The 18,784-nt window shown below is 62.1% G+C and carries 13 protein-coding genes and 1 tRNA gene; 12 read left to right on the top strand and 2 right to left on the bottom strand.

The annotated features are described in order from the left end of the window. Positions 1–3: 3 nt before the first annotated feature. On the bottom strand, positions 4–1,128 hold the full coding sequence (locus M1E05_RS15470) for an AAA family ATPase (RefSeq protein WP_461163462.1): 1,125 nt from the start codon (positions 1,126–1,128) through the stop codon (positions 4–6). A 162-nt stretch (positions 1,129–1,290) separates the two neighbouring features. Between M1E05_RS15470 and M1E05_RS15465 the strand changes: the two genes are divergently transcribed. The 5 genes from M1E05_RS15465 to M1E05_RS15445 all read left to right on the top strand — a co-directional run bounded on the left by M1E05_RS15465 (position 1,291) and on the right by M1E05_RS15445 (position 7,560). Continuing rightward, the gene (locus M1E05_RS15465; protein ID WP_461163461.1) at positions 1,291–2,178 is read left to right on the top strand and encodes a TatD family hydrolase; all 888 of its coding nucleotides are present in this window, start codon (positions 1,291–1,293) and stop codon (positions 2,176–2,178) included. Positions 2,179–2,472: 294 nt separating this feature from the next. After that, positions 2,473–3,630 carry a ubiquitin-like domain-containing protein gene (locus M1E05_RS15460; RefSeq protein ID WP_458114447.1) on the top strand — a complete coding sequence of 386 codons (1,158 nt, stop codon included), beginning with the start codon at positions 2,473–2,475 and terminating at the stop codon, positions 3,628–3,630. A 148-nt stretch (positions 3,631–3,778) separates the two neighbouring features. After that, positions 3,779–4,669 (top strand): 16S rRNA (adenine(1518)-N(6)/adenine(1519)-N(6))-dimethyltransferase RsmA, encoded by an 891-nt coding sequence (gene rsmA, locus M1E05_RS15455; protein ID WP_461163460.1) that lies wholly within the window; start codon positions 3,779–3,781, stop codon positions 4,667–4,669. Positions 4,670–4,726: 57 nt separating this feature from the next. Next, on the top strand, positions 4,727–5,689 hold the full coding sequence (locus M1E05_RS15450) for a 4-(cytidine 5'-diphospho)-2-C-methyl-D-erythritol kinase (RefSeq protein WP_461163459.1): 963 nt from the start codon (positions 4,727–4,729) through the stop codon (positions 5,687–5,689). 44 nt (positions 5,690–5,733) lie between these two features. Continuing rightward, positions 5,734–7,560: an ABC-F family ATP-binding cassette domain-containing protein gene (locus tag M1E05_RS15445; protein WP_458113660.1), complete on the top strand. Its 1,827-nt coding sequence runs from the start codon at positions 5,734–5,736 to the stop codon at positions 7,558–7,560. 275 nt (positions 7,561–7,835) lie between these two features. Here M1E05_RS15445 and M1E05_RS15440 read toward each other — a convergent pair whose 3' ends face one another. Next, on the bottom strand, positions 7,836–8,435 hold the full coding sequence (locus M1E05_RS15440; protein WP_458114448.1) for a TetR/AcrR family transcriptional regulator: 600 nt from the start codon (positions 8,433–8,435) through the stop codon (positions 7,836–7,838). Between the two features lie 210 nt (positions 8,436–8,645). On the opposite strand from M1E05_RS15440, the gene M1E05_RS15435 reads away from it, so the two are divergent. From M1E05_RS15435 to M1E05_RS15405, 7 genes are all read left to right on the top strand, one after another. Further along, positions 8,646–8,717, top strand: a tRNA-Gln gene (locus M1E05_RS15435). Positions 8,718–8,890: 173 nt separating this feature from the next. Continuing rightward, on the top strand, positions 8,891–10,381 hold the full coding sequence (gene glmU / locus M1E05_RS15430) for a bifunctional UDP-N-acetylglucosamine diphosphorylase/glucosamine-1-phosphate N-acetyltransferase GlmU (RefSeq protein ID WP_458113661.1): 1,491 nt from the start codon (positions 8,891–8,893) through the stop codon (positions 10,379–10,381). After that, complete coding sequence (locus M1E05_RS15425) at positions 10,378–11,358, top strand: ribose-phosphate diphosphokinase (protein ID WP_458113662.1); 981 nt, start codon at positions 10,378–10,380, stop codon at positions 11,356–11,358. The genes glmU and M1E05_RS15425 overlap by 4 nt, the downstream gene beginning before the upstream one ends. 282 nt (positions 11,359–11,640) lie before the next feature. Then, the gene (locus M1E05_RS15420; protein ID WP_461163458.1) at positions 11,641–12,234 is read left to right on the top strand and encodes a 50S ribosomal protein L25/general stress protein Ctc; all 594 of its coding nucleotides are present in this window, start codon (positions 11,641–11,643) and stop codon (positions 12,232–12,234) included. Between the two features lie 147 nt (positions 12,235–12,381). Continuing rightward, positions 12,382–12,966, top strand: coding sequence for an aminoacyl-tRNA hydrolase (gene pth / locus M1E05_RS15415; RefSeq protein WP_458113664.1), 585 nt, complete (start codon positions 12,382–12,384; stop codon positions 12,964–12,966). Positions 12,967–13,177: 211 nt separating this feature from the next. Next, on the top strand, positions 13,178–15,916 hold the full coding sequence (locus tag M1E05_RS15410) for a helix-turn-helix transcriptional regulator (RefSeq protein ID WP_461163457.1): 2,739 nt from the start codon (positions 13,178–13,180) through the stop codon (positions 15,914–15,916). A 25-nt stretch (positions 15,917–15,941) separates the two neighbouring features. After that, the gene (locus M1E05_RS15405; protein ID WP_461163456.1) at positions 15,942–18,614 is read left to right on the top strand and encodes a helix-turn-helix transcriptional regulator; all 2,673 of its coding nucleotides are present in this window, start codon (positions 15,942–15,944) and stop codon (positions 18,612–18,614) included. Positions 18,615–18,784 lie beyond the last annotated feature (170 nt).

Here is an 18,784-nt window from a genome sequence, read left to right as displayed (position 1 = left end):
CTGCTAACTGCGGTTCCGCAGGGTTTGCCCCGGATCCAGTCCGCGTTGCCCAGCCAACCTCGCCGCGGAGAGGGCAACATCCTGTTCGACCGGAATTTTGGCGAGGATTCCCCGGATGACGCTTTGCGGGCTTTCGCCGATGCTGGCCGCTTTCCGGTCCAGGATGATCCTGTGCGCGAGGACCGATTCGGCAATACCCATCACATCATCCGGAAGAACAAAGTCCCTTCCTTCCAAGGCGGCTGTGGCCTTGGCGGCCCGCAGCAATTGAAGCAGGGAGCGGGGGCTCGCTCCGAGGCGCAGAAGGGCGCTTTCCCGGGTGGCCCGCCCGATGGCAACCGTATATTCCTTCACGGCCTGGGAAACATACACCTGCTGCACCGTGGTGATCATTGCAGCGACGTCAGCCGCCGTAACCACAGCTGAGACCCTGGCCAGGGGAGACGTTGCCTGATGCGTCTCCAGCATCTCTATTTCGGAGTCTTTATCCGGGTATCCCATGGAAATCCGTGCCATGAACCTGTCCCGCTGCGCTTCGGGAAGGGGATAGGTTCCCTCCATCTCGATCGGATTTTGAGTTGCCACCACCATGAACGGCTCATCCAGATGGTACGAATCGCCGTCCACCGTGACCTGGTGCTCCTCCATGCACTCCAGAAGTGCCGACTGGGTTTTGGCAGATGCCCGGTTGATCTCATCGCCGATCACGATGTTGGCGAACACCGCTCCCGGCCGGAACTCGAAAAGCCGTGAGGCCTGGTTGTAGATCGACACGCCCGTGACGTCCGAGGGCAGGAGGTCCGGGGTGAACTGAATGCGGCTGACGGAACAGTCAATGGTGCGCGCCAGCGTCTTGGCCAGGAGCGTCTTGCCTACTCCCGGCACATCTTCCAGCAGCAGGTGGCCCTGGGCCAACAAAACGGTCAGGGCGAGCTTGGCGGCGTCTGCCTTCCCGTCGATCACAGTGTTGATGGCCGTCAGAATCCGCTCGCTGGCAGCGTGGAAGGCCTCGGCCCGCATCGCTGCGGGCCGATGTCCGTTCACGTGCCCGGCCGCTGCCGCAGCAACAGCCAGGCCCTGCCTTTCGGGAAGCGCTTCATCTACGGTGATGTGTCGCTGGGGGTCCATCGGCAACCTTTCAGCCCTGGGGGAACTCGACGGGACGGCTGGGACAGCCGGCGCCCGCCAACGGGTGTGTGCCTGTCTTGGTACCAGACTACTAACACAACTGCCGGGCCTAACAGAGAGTTCCGGGTAAATCTGGGGACTTGGCCCGGTTAAGGTAGAGGGATGCTCAACCCGCTGACTCCCGTGCCCTTCCGCGAGCCTGGCAGCGACGGTTCCGGCAGACACGGCTACCCGCCCGCGCCCGAACCGCTCCCCGTACCAGTCATGGACAATCACACGCATCTGGATTTCCGTTCGGGATCCCTGACAGTGGATGTCTCTGCCGCCCTGGATGCGGCCGCAGCTGTTGGGGTCCAGGGCGCTGTCCAGGTGGGATGCGATCTTGAGTCCTCACGGTTTACCGTTCAGGCAGTGGAAGGGGATTCCCGCCTCCTGGGGGCGGTGGCGATTCACCCCAATGACGCACCCGAGTACGCCCGGAAAGGGGAACTCGAGGATGCCCTTTCGGAAATAGAAACGCTTGCTTCGCATCCCAGGATCCGCGCCATCGGTGAGACAGGACTGGATTTCTACCGTACGGAGGGGGAAGGCCTTGCCCATCAGCGTTACTCCTTCCGACGCCACATCGATATCGCCAAGCGGCTGGACCTCACGCTGCAGATCCACGACCGTGATGCCCATGACGACGTCGTTCAGGTCCTGAAGGAAGAAGGCGCCCCGTCACGGGTGGTTTTCCACTGCTTTTCCGGCGATGAGGACCTCGCGCGAATCTGCAACAACGAGGGCTGGTACATGTCCTTCGCCGGGACGCTGACATTCAAGAACGCCCGCGATCTCCGGAGGGCACTTGCAATAGCCGAACCGGAGCGGGTGTTGGTTGAAACCGATGCCCCTTACCTGACCCCACACCCGTTCCGTGGCCGCCCGAATGCCAGCTACATGATTCCTTACACAGTCCGCGCGATGGCGGAATTGACAGGCTCCGAGCTGTCCGGACTGTGCTCTGGAATTGCTGCAAATACCTTGCGGGCTTACGGCTCTTGGGACTGAACTGCCTGCCCTCCTGACGGGATGCTGACTATACCGGGTATGCAAAATTCTTGGTTGCTTTATAACGCTTCGGTTACAGTGGACAACTATTAGCCGGGGTCGGGGAAGGCCTTCGGATAATTCACTACTCTCCGTGCCGCACCGTTCGCGCGCGCGGGGAGCTCAAGTGTGGCGGCGCACAGGCGTGCTGCAAGCTTTCGGACGATGTCCGGCTTTGCCCTGAGGGCAATCGAGTTTGCAATAGGCGTGTGCGTTATTCCCCGTGCCCGGATGGTTCAAAAGTTACGGGCAATCGTGGTCAAACTATTCACTTCCGACGGCAAGCTAAGCGTCGTCAAGGTCGGTACACAGCTGGTGGTGCTTGCTGCACTCGTTCTGGGACTCGTGGCCTTTGTCGGCAACAACAAAACAATCACACTGAACGTTGACGGCCAGGTAAGCTCCGTCCAGACGTTCGGAGGCACTGTCGGTCAAGTGGTAAAGGCCGCCAAGGTGGAACTGCAGGCAGCAGACCGTGTATCCCCCTCGGCGGATGCAATGGTTGAAAACGGCTCAGTCATCAACGTCAACCGCGTCAAGGCAGTGAAGATCAACCTGGACGGCGCGGAAAAGACAGTCAGCACCACTTCTGCAAACGTCGAAGGCCTCGTCACCGAGCTTGGGGTGGCCAGTTCATCCTCCGTGTCTGTTCCGAAGGACTCGCAACTGGCCGTCTCTGGATCGTTTGTCACTATCTCCACACCAAAGAACGTAAGCATTGTGGCAGACGGCAAAGCGAGCAAAACCACCACGACAGCCCCCACTGTCGCCGACGTTCTCGAGGATGCAGGCATCGTCCTCGGCGCAAGCGATCGCAGTTCGCAGCCCGCCCACGCCCCGGTTGTGAGCGACATGGTCATCAAGGTTTCCCGGGTTGACGCCAGCAAGACTGCCACCACCTCCGAAGAGATCCCTTTTGAGACCCTGTCTTCGGAAAGCGCTGACCTGCCCAAGGGGGAGAAGAAGGTCACCCAGGCCGGCACCGCCGGCAAGGTTGACAAGACCTTCAAGCTGGTTCTTGTTGATGGACGCGAAGCCTCCCGGACCCTCGTCTCCGAGAACGTCACTTCCCAGCCCGTCACTGAAAAAGTGACGGTAGGGACCAAAGTGGCAGCACCTGTAGCGGCCCCGGCCGGCACCAGCACCGGGGCAGCGGCTCCGGCAATGATGAATGAAGCGATGTGGGACAAGATCGCCCAGTGCGAGTCCGGCGGAAACTGGTCCATCAACACCGGAAACGGCTACTATGGCGGACTTCAGTTCGATATCCAGACCTGGATCGGTTCGGGCGGCGGGGCCTACGCGTCAAATGCCAGCCTGGCAACAAAAGCCCAGCAGATCGACATCGCCAACCGCGTCTATGCGCAGCGTGGACTCCAGCCTTGGGGTTGCGGCTGGGCAGCCACCAGCTGACAAGCTCAAGCAAGTAAAGAAGGCAGGTCCCTTACCGCAGCTGACCACAGCGGTAAGGGACGCAAGGCCGGGCCGGGATCAATCCGGGCCCGGCCTTTCCCGTCTCCACGGCCACGGCCGGCCTGGCCTGACGGGATAGGATACCTAGGTGACTGAACCGACTCCCGCTACGCCCGGCACCGCGGCGCCCGCACCCCTTTTGGGCGCCTCCGACATCCGCAGGCTTGCTGAGGAGATCGGGGTCCGTCCCACCAAGACCCTCGGTCAAAACTTCGTCATTGACGGAAACACCATCCGCCGGATCGTTTCTGTGGCCGACATTCATGCTGATGAAACAGTGCTTGAGGTTGGCCCCGGACTAGGCTCACTGACCCTGGGTTTGCTGGACTCAGCCAAAGCCGTTGTCGCCGTCGAAATCGATCCTCTGTTGGCCGGAAAACTGCCGGAAACCGTGAAGGCGTGGCGCCCGCATGCCGCCGATGACTTTCACCTGGTACTTGCGGACGCCATGAAGGTGACAAGCCTGCCGGTGGAACCGACCGCGCTGGTGGCCAACCTGCCCTACAACGTGGCGGTCCCCGTCGTGCTTCACCTCCTGCAGCACTTCCCAAGCCTTCGGCACGGCCTGGTGATGGTCCAGGATGAAGTGGCGGACCGTTTGGCTGCCGGCCCTGGCTCGAAGACCTACGGCGTGCCGTCTGTGAAGGCTGCCTGGTACAGCAGCATGCGGAAGGCCGGCGTCATCGGCATGAACGTTTTCTGGCCCGCTCCAAAGATCAGTTCGGGCCTCGTATCCTTCACCCGCAGGGAAGCCCCCGTCACGACAGCCAGCCGGGAACAGGTGTTCGCAGTCATTGATGCCGCATTCGCCCAGCGCCGCAAAACACTTCGCGCTGCCCTCGCCGGATGGGCCGGAAGCGCGGTGGAAGCCGAACGGTGCCTGCGGGCGGCAGGCATCGACCCGTCAGCGCGTGGCGAGGTCATAGATATCACTGGCTTTGCCAGGATCGCAGAAGCCCATGCGATCCAGGAAGTGTGAGTTCCTGCGCCCCGGTGTTTCTTGGAGCGCCGCCCTGCCATGCCATAGCTTGGACTCATGAACGCAGTGAGAGGGCGCTTTGCAGCACGTACTGTTCGGGCCAAGGCTCCGGGCAAGGTCAACGTCTCACTGGGTGTGGGACCGCTGCGGGAAGACGGCTATCACTCAGTCGCAAGCGTCTACCTGGCTGTTTCCCTCTATGAAGAAGTAGCCGCCACCAGTACCGCAACCCCTGGGATTACAGTCAGTATTGCCCCCGCCAGCACCCTGGACCTTGACGACGTGGACATTCCTCTCGACGGGCGGAACCTTGCCTATAAGGCTGCGGCGATCATGGCCGATGTGTCCGAGCACTCCACCGGCGTGCATCTGGAAATCACCAAGCGGGTACCCGTTGCAGGCGGAATGGGAGGCGGTTCTGCCGATGCCGCAGCCACCCTGGTGGCCTGCGACGCACTGTGGAACAGCGGACTTTCCCGTGACGAACTCGCTCACTTGGCAGCTGAGCTCGGCGCTGACGTCCCGTTTTCGCTGCTGGGCGGAACAGCTGTGGGGCTCGGCGTGGGCGATGAACTCTCGCCAGCCCTCGCCAAGGCGCAAACGGACTGGGTGCTCGTAACAGCGGATTTTGGCCTGCCGACTCCCGAGGTTTTCCGGACCCTGGACAAGTTGCGCGACGCGGAAGGACTCCCGATTGATGAGCCCACCGCCGTCGATCCCAAGATCCTTAAGGCGCTGCGGAGCGGCGACGCCGACGCCCTCAGCCGGGTGATGGTCAATGACCTGCAGCGCGCCTCGTTTGAACTGGCGCCCGGGCTGCGGGATACCCTTGGACTCGGTGAATCCCGTGGCGCCATCGCCGGCCTCGTATCCGGTTCCGGCCCAACGGTGGCGTTGCTGGCCCGTAATCCCACAGCAGCAGAGGGCCTCGCGGAAGACCTTCGCCACCATGGCCTCAATGCCCAGGCTGTCCATGGCCCGGTATCTGGTGCCAGGATCATCTCCGATACGCTCCTTTAGTAGCTTTTGACAGTTTTGACCTTTTCCTAAGAAAGCAGTTCCCAGTGGCACACCTGCTCGGCGGCGAGAACCTCACGGTCTCGTATGCAACCCGCACCGTTCTCGACGGCATTACCCTCGGCCTGGAGGAAGGCGACCGGATCGGCATGGTAGGCCGGAACGGTGACGGCAAATCGACCCTGATGCGCCTGCTCTCGATGCGCTCGACCCCCGATTCAGGCCGGGTGACCAAGCGTGGCGACGTCAACGTCGGTTACCTGGACCAGAGTGACGTGCTCGACGGCGACCTGACGGTGGGTGCCGCCATAGTGGGGGATCAGGCCGACTACGAGTGGGCCCGCAACCCCCAGATCCGCGAAGTCATGGGAGGACTCGTCTCGGACGTCGACTGGCACGCAAACGTCCATGCCCTGTCCGGCGGACAAAAGCGGCGAGTGGCACTGGCGAAGCTGCTGATCGAAGACCACGACGTCATCATGCTCGACGAGCCCACCAACCACCTCGACGTCGAAGGAGTCGCCTGGCTCTCCCGGCACCTCAAGACCAGGTGGCGGACCAACCAGGGCGCGTTCCTGGTGGTTACCCACGACCGCTGGTTCCTTGACGAAGTCTGCACCAAGACCTGGGAAGTCCATGACGGCATCGTGGACCCGTTTGACGGCGGCTACGCGGCTTATGTCCTGGCACGCGCCGAACGCGATCGGTCCGCCTCCGTCATGGAAAGCAAGCGGCAACAGCTCGTAAAGAAGGAACTTGCCTGGCTGAGGCGCGGTGCGCCGGCCCGGACCGCCAAGCCCAAGTTCCGGATCGAAGCAGCCAATGAGCTGATCGCCGACGTCCCTGAGCCTCGGGACTCCATGGCCTTGAGCAAGATGGCCACCGCCCGCCTGGGCAAAGACGTTCTGGATCTGGAGAACGTCACCCTGGACTTCCTGGGCGGGGAACCCGGCCAGAAACTCTTTGACAACATCACCTTGCGGCTTGCTCCTGGAGAGCGGCTCGGACTCGTAGGCGTAAACGGGGCAGGGAAGACCACTCTCCTGAAGCTGCTCAGTGGAGAGATCCAGCCGACTTCTGGAAAGGTCAAGCGCGGCAAGACAGTAGTCACGGCTGTGCTGAGCCAGGAGGTTAAGGAGCTCGACGACGTCGCCGACCTTCGCGTGATCGAGGTAATTGAGCGCGAAAAGCGCTCCTTCAACGTCGGCGGCAAGGAATTCACGGCCGGACAACTCGTGGAGCAGTTGGGCTTCACCAACCAGAAGCAGTGGACACCGGTGCGCGACCTCTCCGGTGGAGAACGACGACGTCTGCAACTCCTGCGGCTGCTGGTGGGCGAGCCCAACGTCCTCATGCTGGATGAGCCCACCAACGACCTCGATACCGATACTCTCGCCGCCGTCGAGGATGTCCTCGACGGCTGGCCAGGAACCCTCGTCGTGGTCAGCCACGACCGCTATCTGCTGGAGCGCGCCACCGATCACCAGATGGCACTGTTGGGCGACGGCAAGATCCGCGCCCTGCCCCGCGGCGTGGATCAGTACCTGGAACTGCGCGAATCGGCACTCGCCGGTTCCACCATCACTGGAGGCGGCAATCCCGTAATCGCAGCAAGCGGCAGCACCGGTCCGGCGGCGCCCGGAGCGTCCGAAGCTGAGAAGCGGGACGCCCGCAAGGCCAAGAACAGGATCGAACGCCAGCTCGGCAAAGTCAGCCAGCAAGAGGAAAAGATCCACGCGCAGATGGTTAAGAGCACAGCCGACAACGACTTCGACGCCATGGCTGAGCTCAACAAGAAGCTGAAGACCCTGGCGGACGACCGGGAAGCCCTCGAGCTCGAATGGCTGGAAGCCCTGGAAGTCCTCGGCGAATAGTCTCTTCTCATCGTTGGGTGTGGCAGCAAGTGACATCCTCTGCTCGCCCTGGGTGCCTGAACCGGCCCTTCCGCGTCGCTTAGACACAGCACATAGGGAGCGCTCGGTCGCGGGGCGACCTCCGCGCTCCGATGTGCCGCGATGCGCTCCTTTCGGAAGAACCGGTTCCGGCGATGGAAGTCACCTCACGCTGTGGAACGGTCGGCAAGAGCGGTGCGGGGGACCTTCGTGTAGGAGCGCATCGCGTAGGTGCGGGGGAGCGGGGGACGGGTGGATTAGCCCTCGCTGTGGAGCTCTGGTTCCTTTTGCAGGCCTGTGAGACCGTTCCATGCCAGGTTCACGAGGTGGGCGGCTACTTCGCGTTTGTCCGGCTGGCGGCTGTCCTGCCACCACTGCCCGGTCATTGCCACCATGCCCACGAGCATCTGGGCGTACATTGCGCCGTCGGCCGAGCTGAAGCCGCGGCGGGCAAACTCGTCGGCAAGGATGTGCTCCACGCGTGCAGTGACATGGGAAAGCAAGGTGGAGAAGGCGCCCTCCGGCTGGGACGGCGGCGCGTCGCGCATCAGGATTCTGAACCCGTCCGTCCGGTCCTCGATATAGGTAAGGAGGGCCAACGCCGCACGTTCCACCAAAACCCTGGGCTTGGCTTCCTCTGTCAGGGCTTCATTGATGGATGCCAGGAGGATGCGGAACTCACATTCCACTACTTGCGTGTAGAGGCCCTCTTTGGACCCGAAGTGCTCATAGATGACAGGCTTGGACACTCCTGCGGCCGCGGCGATTTCCTCGATCGTGGTTCCATCAAGTCCGCGGACTGCGAAAAGCCCGCGTCCCACTTCAATCAGCTGGGTGCGTCGCTGCAGACCTGTCATTCTGGAGCGCGGGGTGTGGCGGGGCTCCCCGGCCGGCGTGCCGGTTGGGTTCTGTGCCCCGCGGGGAAAGCCTGCGCTCTTGCTCACTGCTCCATCATGCCCTATCAGGCGGGGTGGCCGGGGGAGGCGTCTGGGGTGCTGAGTCGCGTGTGCGCCGACGTTCATGGCAGAATTGATTCTCGTGCCGCGGGGCTTCACTCCGAGGCGCGGTCCGCTCTGGTGTAATGGCAGCACCCCGGCCTTTGGAGCCGTGGAGTATAGGTTCGAATCCTATGGGCGGAACTGCCGCAGTAGCCGGGTCACCGGAAACCCGGGCCGGTATGAAAGCGTGTCCAGTAGGATGATCTTGATGCCGCGACCGGACTGCAGCTCCGGATCGCATGCCGCATCATAGGCCAGCACGAAGCACACTGAACGCGCGATCCACCGAGCAATCTAGCAAGGAGACCCTGTACGTGAGCCCCGTAAATACTGGTCCCGCCGCCGTGATCGTCCTGGCTGCAGGTGCCGGTACCCGGATGAAATCGCGCACACCAAAAATCCTTCACGAAATTGGCGGACGTTCGCTTGTGGGGCACGCCCTCCACACTGCCCGCTCCGTCAACCCGAAGCAGCTGGCTCTGGTGGTCCGCCATGAACGTGATCTTGTCGCTTCCCACCTGAACGAGCTGGATCCTTCCGCGTTGATCGTGGATCAGGACGATCTTCCCGGCACCGGCCGCGCTGTCGAAGTTGCCTTGGAAGCCCTGGACAGCACCGCGCCGCTCACCGGAACTGTTGTAGTCACCTACGGTGATGTCCCGCTCCTGACCGGGGAACTGCTCTCCGAGCTGATCTCGGTCCACGAAGCGGAGGGGAACGCTGTCACCGTGCTGACGGCTGTACTCGACGACGCCACAGGTTACGGCCGGATTCTCCGGGACCTCGATGGAACTGTCGCAGGGATCCGCGAACATAAAGATGCTTCCGACGTCGAGTTGGGCATCAGCGAGATCAATTCTGGAATCTACGCCTTCGACGCAGCAGTCCTGCGGGATTCGTTGCGCCACATCACCACGGACAACGCCCAGGGCGAGAAGTACCTGACCGATGTCCTCGGCCTGGCCCGGGCGGCAGGCGGACGCGTTGCGGCCGTGGTCACCTCGGACCGCTGGCAGGTTGAAGGCGCGAATGACAGGGTCCAGCTCTCCGCGCTGCGTGCAGAGCACAACCGCCGCATTGTCGAGGCGTGGATGCGGGCAGGGGTCACCGTTGTTGACCCCGCGACGACCTGGATCGACTCGACTGTGATCCTTGAGGAAGATGTGCGGCTGCTGCCCAATACCCAGCTTCACGGCGCCACGCACGTGGCGAGGGACGCCGTCGTCGGCCCCGACACCACGCTGACCGACGTGACGGTGGGGGAGGGCGCCACCGTCATCCGGACCCACGGCTCCGGGGCGGTTCTTGGAGCCGGTTCGAACGTCGGGCCGTTTACCTACCTCCGGCCCGGCACCGTCCTGGGCGAGACGGGCAAGATCGGCGCGTTCTACGAAACCAAAAACGTCACGATCGGACGCGGCTCTAAACTTTCCCATCTTGGTTATGCCGGTGACGCTGAGATCGGTGAAGACACCAACATCGGCTGCGGGAACATCACCGCAAATTACGACGGCGAGAAAAAGCACCGCACGGTGATCGGCTCCGGTGTACGGACGGGTTCAAATACAGTTTTCGTGGCCCCTGTCGAGGTAGGCGACGGAGCCTACACCGGAGCGGGCGCCGTCGTGCGGCAGAACGTTCCCGCCGGGGCACTGGCTCTGTCGCTGGCTAAGCAGCGCAACGCCGAAGGCTGGGTGGCAGCGAACAGGCCAGGCAGCGTCTCGGCAAAGCTGGCGGAAGAAGCAGCCCACCGCGAAGATTCCTCAAATACTCCGGCATCAACAGAAGAGGGCAAGCAACCATGACCGAAATTACGGCGCGCGGCGAGAAGAAGCTGGTACTCGCTGCTGGGCGGGCTCATCCCGACCTTGCCCGCGAGATCGCCAAGGAGCTCGGCACAGAACTGCTGCCAGTTGACGCCTATGATTTCGCGAACGGCGAGATCTACGTACGCGCCGGCGAAAGCGTTCGCGGCACCGATGCATTCGTTATCCAGGCGCATCCGGCTCCGCTGAACAACTGGCTGATGGAACAGCTGATCATGATTGATTCGCTGAAGCGGGCTTCCGCGAAGCGCATCACCGTGGTCTCCCCTTTCTACCCGTATGCGCGGCAGGACAAAAAAGGCCGCGGCCGCGAGCCCATTTCGGCCCGCCTGATCGCTGATCTGTACAAAACGGCCGGTGCTGACCGCATCATGAGTGTGGATCTGCACACTTCCCAGATCCAAGGGTTCTTTGATGGCCCCGTGGATCACTTGATGGCCATCCCGCTCCTGGCCGATTACATCCGCACCCGCGTGGACGCTGACAACATCACGGTGGTGTCCCCGGACACCGGACGTGTGCGCGTTGCCGAGCAATGGGCGGAACGCCTGGGCGGCGCACCGCTGGCTTTCGTCCACAAGAGCCGCGACCTCACTGTTCCCAACCAGGCGGTCTCCAAGACCGTGGTGGGCCAGATTGAGGGCCGGACGTGCGTTCTTATCGATGACATGATCGACACCGGCGGTACCATCTCCGGTGCGGTCCAGGTCCTCAAGAACGCCGGGGCCAAGGACGTCATCATCGCCGCCACCCACGCCGTGTTCTCTGATCCGGCCGCACGCCGGCTCTCCGAGTCGGGAGCGCGCGAAGTTGTGGTCACCAACACCCTGCCGATCACCGCCGACAAGAGCTTCCCCCAACTCACAGTGCTCTCCATCGCACCGTTGATTGCCCGGGCCATCCGCGAAGTGTTCGACGACGGATCGGTGACGAGCCTGTTCGACGGCAACGCCTGAGCGCAGCCGGCAACAATTGCCGGCTTTGCCGGCTGACGGCACAAGCCGGCGTCGGGCCCGTTTTCAGGAATCGGGCCCGACGCTGGTAAACTTCTTGACGATACCTTGGCGAGGGAGAGCGGCCGTGAGTTCCGGTAACTTACGGATCAATACCGCAGTCTCCGTTATCGACTGGGTCTGAATCTCCTTCGTGAAGGGCAGCCGCAAAAGGCTGGCCGGCGTTGAAGGTCGCAACAGACCTCCGCCCTTGCTGAACACACAATAGCTTTCAAGGAGATCGACATGTCTGAGCAGAAGCTCGCAGCAGAAGTACGTACCGAATTCGGCAAGGGCTTTGCCCGCCGCGCACGCATGGCCGGCCAGATTCCGGCCGTCATCTACGGCCACGGTGCAGAGCCCATCCACATCACCCTCCCGAGCAAGGCCACCACGCTCGCGGTCCGTAAGGCCAACGCCCTGCTTTCCCTGGACATCAACGGCGACGTTCACCTCGCCCTGGTAAAGGACATCCAGCGCGACCCGATCAAGCAGATCATCGAGCACATTGACCTCCTGACCGTTATCAAGGGCGAAAAGGTCACCGTCGACGTCCCCGTCCACGTGACCGGCGAGCTTGCTCCGGGCAACGTCTACAACCAGGAACTCACCGTCATCTCCCTTGAGGCCGAGGCAACCCACCTGCCCACCGCCGTCGAGGTAGACATCGAAGGCCGCACGGCCGGCGAGCACATCCACGCATCGGACCTGGTCCTGCCGAAGGGCTCCGTCCTGCTGGCCGACGCCGACGCACTCGTGGTCCACATCTCCGAGGCTACCGAGTCCGCTGAAGGCGAAGAGGCTGAAGCCGGCGAGGCAGCGGCCGCTTCCGCCGAGTAGCACAGGCAAGTTAAAACAGTGGCCGGGTCCGGGTGGACCCGGCCACTGCCGTTTCACGGCGTCGCTCTAACCAGGCACTGCTTTAGCCGGCATCGCTTTAGCTTGCATTACCAAAAACAGGGCGTTCGCCAACCTAGGATGGATTTCATGACTGAGACGTGGCTGATAGCAGGCCTTGGAAACCCGGGACCCGGGTACAGCCGCAACAGGCACAACGTGGGCCAAATGGTCCTGGACGAGCTTGCAGCCCGTCTGGGGGGCAGCTTTAAGACGCATAAGGCGAGAGCGCAGATTTTGGAGGGCCGGCTGGGACCCGGGGGTCCACGAGTGGTGCTGGCCAAGCCCCTGAGCTACATGAATCTCTCCGGCGGTCCTGTCTCAGGCCTGGCCGCGTTTTACTCAGTGGATCCGGCGCACGTCGTTGTTGTCCATGACGAGATTGATATTCCCTTTAATACCGTCAAGTTGAAGCTCGGTGGCGGGGAGGGCGGGCACAACGGACTAAGGGACATTTCGAAGGCGCTGGCTACCAAAGATTATCTGCGGGTGCGTGTAGGAGTGGGCCGTCCGCAGGGTCGAATGGACACGGCGGACTACGTCCTGAGGGATTTCTCGACGACGGAAAAGAAGGATCTTCCCTTCCTCGTGGATGAGGCCGCCGACGCCGTCGAACTCCTCGTCAGGGATGGCCTGACAGTGGCCCAACAGAAATTCCATCCGGCCAAAGCGTGACGTCCGGCAGGTCACGGAGAGGCCTCTGAGATGGCAAGGAGTTCGTCCCTTTCAGGGGCGTTACGGGACGGCGTCGGAATGCGCAATTCTTGATGAAATCTAGGTGCCAGCTGCCCTGTTTTACAGTCGGGGCCACGGGGTAGTCTTGCTCCTAAGCGGGGGAAGGTCATAAGCGCCTTATACCCGCCACGCGGGACGTAAGGAAAAGTTCATGTCAATCGAGCCACTCAGCTGGGGACGTGGGTCTACTGGTAGCGCGCTTGCTGATCCAGTGACGTTTGCCGGTCCGGACGAGCATCAAAAATGGTCACTGCCGGCAAGAAGCGCTGATCTCGGCCACATCCGCGCCGCACTAACCGAGGCCGATTCCCTGGGCGTTGTCATCACTGGGGCACGCGGGGTCGGGAAGTCTTCACTGGCCAGGACCGCGGTCATGGAATTGGGTCCCGAAGTCTTTACACTCCAACTGCGCAACACTTTGGCTGGCTCAAAGACTCCGTACGGCTGCCTTGCATTTCTCCTCGCCCGCCTGCCGCAGGCCGCCATGGGATCGCCCACCGCTATCCTCCAAGGCATCACTTCCCTCATCCGGAACGATGCCGGCGGACGGGAGTGCGTCATAACGCTGGACAGCACAGCCAGCCTGGATGACATGAGTGCCGGGGTGCTGCTGAACATCCTCCTGACACGCACGGCGAGGATCATCGCGATTGCCCCGAACATCAGTGATCTGCCGGCGGATTTCCACTGGCTTTTGACGGAGCGGCGGCTCACAGAGGTCCGTTTGGAGAACCTCAACGAAGTGCAGACCAAGCAGGTGCTGCTCTCTTTGCTTGGCCATCGTGTTTCCTCCTCGCTTGTGAGTACCTTCCACTCCATTGTTGGCGGCAACCCCATGCTCCTGAAGGCGCTTGTGGCTGAGCAGCAACTGGCGGGGAACCTTATCCTTTCCGACTCGGTGTGGACGCTGCGGGACAAAGTGGTTCTCGACGGCGGCACCGGGCTCGATGACATCGTCCGGTCCCGCTGGACCCGCGAAACCCCCGAGACACGGGCAGTCATTGAAATGCTGTCCTGCGCGCGGACGGTTTCCTTGGCGAGACTGACCGGCGTGTTCGGCACAGACATCATTGCCGATATGGAAGACGCAGGAGTGCTGAGCGTGGCCCGGTCCGACAACCGCTGGGTGACCCTCAGGGAACAGTACCTCGGTGATGTGGTGCGCTCCTGGCTGAGCGTGGCGCGGCGAAGGGAGTTGCGGACCAGGCTCGTGGGCGACCGTGAGCCGGACGTCTCGCATATGACACTCGAAGAGCTCATAGGCTTCGCGGCGTGGACCCATGAATGCGAGGCCGAACTGCGGCCGCCCGTCGCGCTGGCGGCCGCTGAGGCGGCGAATCAGCTGTTCGATCCGAGGTTTGCACTCACCTGTGCGGGCAGCCTGAAGAAAACGGACGACGAATGGGTGGCGGGGCAGCGCCAAAAAGCGGCATCCTATCTGCTCCTGGATCTTCCGCTGCAAGCCATGGCCGCCCTCAAGGACATCACGCCGACTCAACTGCAAGAACTCGCTGACCTGGACTTCGCTGAAGTTGTTGCGGCCAAATGCGACGTGATGGTGTGGTTGCCAGAACATAAAAGCAAGGTGCCCGAACTCCTGGAGCAGGCACGGGAGCGCCTCGGAGTGAAGCGCGGCACCAGGCTGTCCTGGCCGGATCCGCTGGCTGCGGCCGCTAACCGCATCAGCCTGAGTGAATTCGAATACCACGCCTTCACAGGAAATTTTGGCGACATCATCCAGGACCTCGAAGAGGCGGCCGACCCCCAGCTGAACAATGACCTCTGGTTCAGGATGCAGTCAGCCATCATCCTCATGGAAGCCCTTTCAACCATGGGCCGGGAGATGGACGCTCTGCAGCTCATGCGGATGCTCGGCGGCCAGCTCTCCGACGCCGGACACATCGTTGGTCTCCGCGAAAAGTTCTCGATCCGGGCATTCACCGTGTTGCTTCAGGCAGGCAGGTGGCGGCAGTGCCTGGACCTCGTCAACCCTCCCAGGTCCCAGGACGCCCGTGGCCTCGCTTTCCGGACGTCCGCTTCAGAATTGTCCACGGGGCTTGCCTATGTTTATTCGGGACGCGGAGCCATTGCCCTGGAGTCCCTTCTTTCCTCCGTGGCACAGCTTGAGCTTCGGCCGGTCATGAACACGCTCCAGGCAGCTTATGCGGCAACGGCTTTCGCCTATGCACAGATAGGCGACGCCGGCCAGGCGCGCAAGTACCTTGAAAAGCTCCGCATCTCCCGGGGAGAATGTACCTTCGCGATCAGAACCGTCACCAACTTCTGTGCCGACATGGCAGGCCGGTGGCTGGGGGATGGAGAGGCAACCAACAGGCTCCTCGCCTCCGCACGCGAGGACATTGTCGAGGGCAGGTTTACGTTGGCCGGTATCAGTCTCCTCGGTGCAACAGTTAACGGTTCAGAGGAAGACTTGCGCCTTCTGGAAACCGTGGCCGGGCATCGGCAGGGCCCAATGGCTGAAATGTCGAGGCTGATAGCGATGGGCACCCGGACAAAGGACGCCAAAGTCCTGCTCGCCGGAGGTGAGCTCGCCGCATCAATGGAGCTCGACGTCGTAGAGGCACGTTGTGTGGCCCTTGCAGTTGATTTTGCCCGCATGGCCGGCGACTCAAGCTCTGCCCGGACTGCGCAGTCACGGCTGGACCATCTCTCTTCCACAGTCAGCAGCCTGCCCATTGTCCCCAGCAGCGGAAGTCCACTCCTTACCGCAAGGGAACGGCAGATAGCCCGACTGGCGGGCCGGGGCATCTCCAACCGTGACATCGCCCAGGAGATGGGCGTCTCGGTCCGCACCGTTGAGGGCCACCTTTACCAGGTTTTCACTAAGCTTGGCGTGACGTCACGGGGTGATTTGCCTGGACTCGTCTAGCGGCCGCGTTTCGAAGTCAGGCTCGGTGAACCGGCAACTGACCGGACGCCGGGAGACGATGGAACGCGTCTGCCAGACGATCCTTAGCAAAACCAGCCAGGCAGTTTTTCTGATCTCCGGCCCCGGGATCGGTAAAAGCGCCTTGGTTGAAGCAATCAGTGAACGGCTTACCCGGGACATGAATGTCTTGCGGATCCATGGAAGTTCGTCGCTGGCCAAGGTTCCCTTCGGCGTTTTAGCGCCCTATACCTCCGGATTGTCAGCGGAGGAGGCCGTATCTCCCGTCGCTGTGCTGAGGTCTGTCTGGACCTACTTCCAAAAACTCCGCTCAGCCAAAGACGGCCCGCTCCTGCTGGTAGTCGACGACGCCCATCACCTTGATGACGCCACCGCAAGCATTGTCGTTGACATGGTTTCCGCGGGGTGGGCAAGCGTGCTGGCTACTGGCCGTTCCCGTCCGGGCCTTCCTGCTGCCATGAACCAGCTTTGGTACGACGGACTCGCGGACCGGATCGATCTCCGGCCGCTGACAAAGGAGCAGGTGGCGGAAGCGGTGGCCCATGCCCTGGAAGGCACCGTCCCGGAAAGCACTGTGCAGGCTCTTTGGGCAGAATCAGGGGGTAACCCCTTGTTGCTGGATTGCCTGCTGAACGACGCTATCGAATCCGGGTCCTTGGTGAAGCGGAACGGCATCTGGCTGCTCCTGGGCTCCTGGCCGTCGGGTGGACGTAAGCTCACCGACGTCGTAGCGAAGCAGCTGCAGCGCAGGAGCGCTGAGGAGCAGGAGGCACTGAAGCTGATCGCGCTCTCTGAGCCCGTTCCACGAGGACTTATCGAAGAAGTGTGCGGTGCTCCGGCCGTCCGTTCGCTCCTGGAACACCAGCTGGTGCGGGAGTCACCAGGGGGGTCGGCCGAGCTGAGGCTGTGGTATCCCAGCTACAGCGGTGCCATTCGCCGGATGGTTTCAGCATCAAGAAGCCTCCATTTACGCAAGCAGCTGCTTGAGCATGCCCATCACCACCCCACCACGGCCGAGGGAATGCTGCGGATGGTCAGCTGGTCCCTCGAGTGCGGAGCCGAAGTACCCGATGCGGAACTGCTGGAGGCATCTGTCCTGGCCGCGAGACTGTTCCAGGACTCGCTGGCACTGGAGGCGGCCGCCCGGATCCGTGACCCCGATCTCAGGCAACGCGGGCAGGTTGCCATGGCCAGGGCCCACTACAATCGGGGCAGCTATGAGGAGGCAGCCAGGCAGCTGGATCTCCATTTTGCTGCGGACGGGGAACCTGCACGGAACCCTGGGGATGTGCTCCTCTGGGCCAGCACCCATGCCGCCTTGGGGCACATTCCGGAGGCGTTCCTCGAAGATGCCCGGCGACTCCTGGACATTAACGGTCATGCTGCCAAAAAAGAGGAATTGTCCGATGCCTCGGGCAGCGAGATGCGGCACTGGACTGTCTTGGAACTCTTCGCTCTGAGTGCTGCTGCCGATTACCGGTCGCTTGGCAAATACCTGGATGAATTCGAATCCCTTCGGCCGGGAGAGGATCCAAGTGGAGGGTCGCCGGCAAGACGGGCTTTTATGCTGGCAATGCGGTCAGAAGTGCTTCGTTCGGAGGGACGGTCCGGGTCTGCGGAGAACCTTGCAGCTGAAGCTCAGGCACTCCTTAGCGCGGATGGCAGCGAGCTCTTTTTCTTCCCGGAGTTTGTGCTCCATCGCCAGCTGGGTGCAGCAATGGCCGCCGGACACTGGATAGCAGCGGAGGACTACCTTGGAGCATATACAAGGCAGCGAAGCCATGCACTGGTTACCTTCGGCGGGACTGTTCAAAGCTGGCGCGGCGTTTCCCTGCTGTTGCGGGATCAGCTCGATGCTGCGGGGGCATATCTGCTTCCGGCCGTTGAAGCCCTGCGGGAGAATGACCCGCTTGGCCTGTTGCCCGTGACTCTCGCTGCGGCCACTTACGCCGCTGCCAGGACGGGAGATACCGTGCAAGCCCGGCGCCTCCTTCAGGATTTTGATTACCTGGAAACCCCTGGGAGAGGTTTCGACGCCGAGTACGCCCGGGTCTTTTCTGCTGCAAGCACTGATGTCCTACGGGGCGGTGATGGCGGCCCGGCCACTCTGCTGGCACTTCTTGATGACCCCTCGGTGGTGTCGTCGCCAGGGGCGGAGCTTTTGATCCACGCTGTGGCCGCGGAACTGGGCCATCACGGCGACTACTCCCGGATTGCCAGCCTGACAGAGAATATGGAAGGTACCTGGGCCGGTGCTTGGCACAAATTTGCCGCCGCGCATCTTTCAGGCACCGCTGCGGACTACCTGGAAGCAGGAGAAGCTGTGCACGCGGCGGGACTGATACGGGTTGCACGGAACCTGTTTGCAGCGGCAGCTGACCGTTACGGCACTGCCGGCGATCGGCTTCGGTCACGGGAGGCGGCAGCCCGCAGGGATGATTGTGATCGGGAAGTTCGGGTCACCATTGACATTGGGGCGGCCTCCGAGCCGTCCTCCGGCGTGCAGCTGACGCGGCGCGAGAGGGACATCGTTGTGCTGGCGGTCGAAGGGCTGACTGACAGGCAAATCGCGGACAGACTCATGGTTTCGGTCCGGACCGTTGAAGGGCACCTTTACCGCAGCTATGCCAAACTGGGCATCCGCGGCCGGGATCAACTCGCTTCTGCCGTTCGCCTCTGACCCGTCATCAGGCCGGGAACCACCTGTCCATGCAGAGACAGTAATGATCAGAACTACTTGTTTTTTCGGTGGCGAACAAGTGAGGCATGAGTACACTTGTTCTTCGTACTTCGGCAACTACTGGGAAATGGAGTACTTCGTACTCGTGTCCATGGTCAGGGACTTTCGTA

Source organism: Arthrobacter sp. R4-81, assembly GCF_054792365.1.
The sequence above is the reverse complement of the archived record's forward strand: the minus strand, read 5'-3'. Positions and strand labels throughout refer to the sequence as shown.